Source organism: Collinsella sp. TF10-11AT (genome assembly GCF_003437565.1).
In the GTDB taxonomy this organism is placed as follows: domain Bacteria; phylum Actinomycetota; class Coriobacteriia; order Coriobacteriales; family Coriobacteriaceae; genus Collinsella.
Genome location: NZ_QSQW01000014.1, coordinates 1 through 5,308, shown reverse-complemented (window position 1 = coordinate 5,308; position 5,308 = coordinate 1). Strand labels below are relative to the sequence as shown.

Below are 5,308 nucleotides of genomic sequence, written 5' to 3'. Positions count from 1 at the left end.
CCCACGCCATCTTTTATCAGCCAACTCGCTGAAGTAAGGCTGCGAAGGCCGCGAGGCCGGGAGGGGTTTCCTAAGGGCACATCCCGCAGCCGCAACGCGGCGAGGACGTGCCCGTGGAAACCCCGCAGGCCCCGCGGCCGGTGGGAGCAACGCTACTTTACGACCAAAATGTCGCAGTCGGTATTGCGCAGCAGGAACGTCGAAATCGAACCCAGAAGCGCATACTTGATCGAGGACAGGCCGCGAGCGCCGCAGAGCACCAGGTCGGGCTTGACCACGTCGAGCATCTCGTCTTTGAGCGTCTCGCGAATACGACCGGCGCGTATCATGACCTCGACCTCGGGAATATCGGGATTGGCCTTGGCCTCTTCGAGCTGCTTTTCGATGGAGTTCTTAAAGGCCTCCTCCAGACCGTTGACCAAATCGACCGGATAGGAGCCGGCGCTCTCGAGCGCCGTGGAATCGATAACGTGGCCGATAATCAGCTTGGCGCCGTTGTTCGCGGCGACCTTGATGGCGCGTGCGAGCACAAAATCCTGCTGCTCAGTACCGTCGAGTGAAACAAATACCTTGGTGTAACCCTCGTTCATGGTTTCCTCCTTGGTCTATCGCACGGGCGCGGGGCTCGTGCGTCGGGCGGGCGCGGGTGCGTTGACCGCCGGACACTTTATCTTGTTGCAGTTATACCCAAGGATTTCGGTTTAACTGCTCGCAATTCTGTGAACGGGCGAGTTTTTTGGTAAGGGTAGGCGCGGTCGCACCGCCAACGGTTGATAATGGGACATCGCCCGCATCGTCCGCAGAACATCTACCGGCGGGTGTCTAACGAGGGGGTCCCTTTGGATATTATCGAGCTTCTAAAATCTGCCTTCATGGGCCTGGTCGAGGGTATCACCGAATGGCTGCCCGTTTCGTCGACGGGCCACATGATCTTGGTGGACGAGTTCGTCAAGATGAACGTGAGCGAGACGTTCTGGAATATGTTCCTGGTCGTGATTCAGCTCGGCGCCATTCTGGCCGTCTGCGTGCTGTTTTTCCACGAGCTCAACCCGTTCTCGCCCAGCAAGGGCAAGGAGGGCCGTCGCGACACCTGGGTGCTGTGGGGCAAGATTGTGCTCGGTTGCATTCCTGCGGCGGCGATCGGCCTGCCGCTCAACGACTGGATGGAGGAGCATTTCTACAACGCTCCCGTCGTGGCGCTGGCGCTCATTGTGTACGGCGTGCTGTTTATCGTGATCGAGAACTGGCGCGCGAGCAAGCGCGAGGAAATGGCCGTTGCCGGTTCGTTTGGTTCGCGTGCTGTGGTGTCGGGTGGACGTCCCGCCGGTGCGCACTTTGCGGCGTCCGCCACGGCTACCGCTGAGGATGAGGACGATGACGAGAACCTGGACTTTGGTTCCATCGCCACGCTCGAGGACCTCAGCTGGAAGACTGCGCTGGGTATCGGCTGCTTCCAGGTGCTTTCGCTGGTGCCTGGTACGTCTCGCTCCGGTTCTACCATCATCGGCGGCCTGCTTTTGGGCTGCACGCGCTCGGTGGCGTCTAAGTTCACGTTCTTCCTGGCCATCCCTGTCATGTTTGGCGCGAGTGCGCTCAAGCTGGTCAAGTACTTCATCAAGGGCGGCACGTTCGGCACCAACGAGATCGCCATCTTGGGCGTGGGCTGCGTTGTTGCCTTTGTGGTTTCGCTCATCGCCATCAAGTGGCTCATGGGCTTCGTCCGCCGTCACGACTTTATGTGCTTCGGTGTTTACCGCATCATCCTGGGCATCGTAGTGCTCGCATACTTCTTCGTTCTGGAGCCCATGCTCGGCCTCTAACTTAGTCGACGCTGCGCGGCGGCCAGAGCGACAGCTTGTCATTCAAAGAGGGTGGCATGACCAAAAGGTCTATGCTGCCCTCTTTTTTGGGCGATGGGGTGGGTCCGATGGTGGCGCACGGAGTCGTGGTGTGATTTGCGTCGGTGTCCGCGCGGCTCGGTATACTGGTACGGCTCAAACTATGGCGCTGCCCGCAGGCGCGCCGTCCGTCAGATGAGGAGTCGCCCATGACCCAGCCCCTGCCCTGGGAAAAGAACACTGCCGCGCCCGTGCCGCCCGCGCCGGAACCCGTGCCACTCGATGCATACACCGCCCCCGCTGCGCCGGAGCCCGAGCTCGTTCCGCTCGACATCTACGACGCTCCCGCGCCGGCGCCCAAGCCCGCCAAGCCGCTCGTCGACATCGACAGCCTTAATCCCGCCCAGCGCGAGGCGGTCCTGTCCACCGAGGGCCCGTTGCTGGTGCTCGCCGGCGCCGGCTCGGGCAAGACCCGCGTCTTGACCTTCCGCATCGCACATATGCTCGGCGACCTGGGTGTTAAGCCTTGGCAGGTTCTTGCCATCACGTTTACCAACAAGGCTGCGGCCGAGATGCGCGAGCGTCTGGCGGCACTCATCCCAAGCGGCACCCGTGGCATGTGGGTGTGCACCTTCCATGCCATGTGCGTGCGCATGCTGCGCGAGGACGCCGACCTGCTGGGCTATACCGGTCAATTCACCATCTACGATGACGACGACTCAAAGCGCATGGTGCGCGACATTATGCAGGCGCTCGGCATCGAGCAAAAGCAGTTCCCCATCAACATGATCCGCAGCAAGATCAGCTCTGCTAAAAACGCCATGATCGGGCCCGAGGACATGCTCAAGAGCGCCGATAGCCCCAACGACAAAAAGGCCGCGCAAGTCTACCTGGAGCTGGAGCGCCGCCTGCGCGCCGCCAACGCGATGGACTTCGACGACCTGCTCGTGCGCACGCTCGAGCTACTGCGCACCCGCCCCGAGGTGCTCGACAAGTACCAAGAGCGCTTCCGCTACATTAGCGTCGACGAATATCAGGACACCAACCACGTCCAGTACGAAATCGCCAACCTGCTGGCCGCCAAGTACCAAAACCTCATGGTCGTGGGCGACGACGACCAGTCCATTTATAGCTGGCGTGGCGCCGACATCACCAACATTCTGGACTTTGAGCAGGACTTTAAAAACTGCAAGACCGTCAAGTTGGAGCAGAACTATCGCTCCACGGGTCACATCCTGAGCGCCGCCAATGCCGTTGTTCGCCACAACTCGCAGCGCAAGGACAAGCGCCTGTTTACGGCCGAGGGCGATGGCGAGAAGATTCAGGCTTTCCAGGCAAGCGACGAGCGCGACGAAGGTCGCTGGATTGCCGGCGAGATCGAAAAGCTGCATGCCAAGGGTACGAGCTACGACGATATCGCCGTGTTCTACCGCACCAACGCCCAGTCGCGTATCCTCGAAGATATGTTCCTGCGCGCGGGCGTGCCCTACAAGATCGTCGGCGGCACGCGATTCTTCGACCGCGCCGAGATTCGCGACGTCATGGCCTATCTCAAGATGATCGTGAACCCGGCCGACGAGATGAGCGTCAAGCGCGTCATCAACACGCCGCGCCGCGGCATCGGCTCCACCTCGATCCAAAAGATCGAGCAGCTGGCGCGCGACAACCGCTGCTCGTTCTTCCAGGCCTGCGAGATCGCAACAGCCGAGACGGGCATGTTTAGTGCCAAGGTGCGCAACGGCCTGTCGAGTTTTGTGGCGCTGGTGCGCGAGGGCCGCCGCATGGACGGCGAGCTCAAGGACGTCGTCGAGATGATTGTCGATAAGACGGGCCTGCTGCAGGCGTTTCGCGCCGAGGGCACCATGGAGTCCGAGAGCCGCGCCGAGAACATCCAGGAATTCCTGGGCGTCGCCGCCGAATTTGAGGAGACGCACGAGGATATCGAGGGTACGCTCGAGAGTCTAGAAGAGCTGCGCGCGGCCGGTGTTGCCGACGTGCCGTCCGTCGCCGAGTCCGAGTCCGTCGTGGTGAGTGCGCCCGCGTCCGAGCCGGGGCCGTCCGCTCCGGCATCCTCGTTTGAGGCACTTGTCGGCGCTCGTGACGCCGCGGGCTCCAATCCGCTCGATAGCCTAGCCGCCCCGGCGCTCTCGCCGCAGGATGCCCTGGCCGCCGCCATCGCGGGCAACGCGTATGCCGTGCCAACAGAGCTACCGGCGGGCGCCGTGCATGCCGACGAGATCGAGCGCACCTACGGTCCGCTCACCTGTAAGGCACTGCCGGCACTCATGGAGTGGCTGGCCCTGCGCTCCGACCTGGATTCCCTGGCCGGCGAGACGCATGCCATTACCATGATGACCATCCACTCCGCCAAGGGCCTGGAGTTCCCGGCGGTGTTCGTGGCCGGCATGGAGGAGGGTATCTTCCCGCACGTGCACGACTTTGGCGGCAGCGATGACCCGGGCAAGCTCGAGGAGGAGCGTCGCCTGGCCTACGTTGCCATCACGCGTGCCCGTAAGCGCCTGTTCCTGACCTATGCGGCCACGCGTCGCACCTACGGCTCGACCTCTGCCAACCCGCGCTCTCGCTTCCTCAACGAGATTCCGTTTGAGGATATCGAGTTTAGCGGTATCGGTTCTGCCGGTTTTGAGGGCACGGGCTGGGAGAAGCGCGGCGACCGTCACGGCACCTTTGGCTCGGGCATGGGCTCGGATATGTATGGCGGCAAGGTGTTCGGTTCGCATACGCGCTCGACCGGCGGTTCCGGTTCGCGCGGCGGATCGAGCTTCGACGATTTCTTTGGTGGCAGCACCTATGGCACCGAGCGCCATCGCGGGGTTTCGCCCGACGCCGGCCGTGTTGCCTCGACCTTTGGTTCGGGCGCGCCGCGAGCTAAAAAGCCGTCGTCCAAGGTGTCGCCGACGGTGGAGCGCAAGGTCGATCGCGCCAGCGCGTCGCAGGACTTTGCCGCGGGCGATACCGTGAGCCACAAGACCTTTGGCACCGGTACCGTGATCTCGGTCGCCGGAGACATGATCGAGGTTCAATTCGAAAAAACCGGCCAGACTAAAAAGCTCATGAAAGGTTTTGCACCGATCGTCAAGCTGTCGTAATCCCGGCGGACCTGGGAGGGCGTATAGGGCAACATCGCCTGCTCGGGCAGTCCTGCGCAAGACGGAGAGCACATTAAGTGCTCTCCTTTGCGTGCGGAACTCGCGATCGATGTTGCCCCATACGCCCTCCCAGGTCCTTTGATAACGCTGCTTGCGAACGTCGCTTTGCTCGTTCGTTTTTTGGTCTGGAGAGCCGGGTGGGCCGATAGCTAGATATGGCAAGGGGCTCCTCCGTTGATGAACGGGGGAGCCCCTTGTTGCGTTGTGATTGTTGTTGCTAGTCGGAGGCTCGCCGGGACGGGGCGCGGGGTTTGGTCGATCGCGAGTTCCGCACGAGCCGGAGAGCACTTAATGTGCTCT

Annotated in this window: 3 protein-coding genes; 2 read left to right on the top strand and 1 reads right to left on the bottom strand. The window is 62.0% G+C overall.

All coding sequences use genetic code 11. The features are described from left to right. Nucleotides 1-152: 152 nt before the first annotated feature. A complete protein-coding gene (locus DXC99_RS08830; protein WP_117583590.1) occupies nt 153-590 on the bottom strand; it encodes a universal stress protein in 438 nt (145 codons plus the stop codon). A 249-nt stretch (nt 591-839) separates the two neighbouring features. On the opposite strand from DXC99_RS08830, the gene DXC99_RS08825 reads away from it, so the two are divergent. Then, complete coding sequence (locus tag DXC99_RS08825) at nt 840-1,820, top strand: undecaprenyl-diphosphate phosphatase (protein WP_117629942.1); 981 nt, start codon at nt 840-842, stop codon at nt 1,818-1,820. Nucleotides 1,821-2,047: 227 nt separating this feature from the next. Further along, a complete protein-coding gene (locus DXC99_RS08820; protein WP_117629941.1) occupies nt 2,048-4,948 on the top strand; it encodes an ATP-dependent helicase in 2,901 nt (966 codons plus the stop codon). The last annotated feature ends 360 nt before the right edge of the window (nt 4,949-5,308 follow it).

Bases quoted from the DNA above. Each gene is read 5' to 3' on its own strand.
- DXC99_RS08830 (WP_117583590.1), bottom strand. From the start codon at position 590: ATGAACGAGGGTTACACCAAGGTATTTGTTTCACTCGACGGTACTGAG.
- DXC99_RS08820 (WP_117629941.1), top strand. From the start codon at position 2,048: ATGACCCAGCCCCTGCCCTGGGAAAAGAACACTGCCGCGCCCGTGCCG.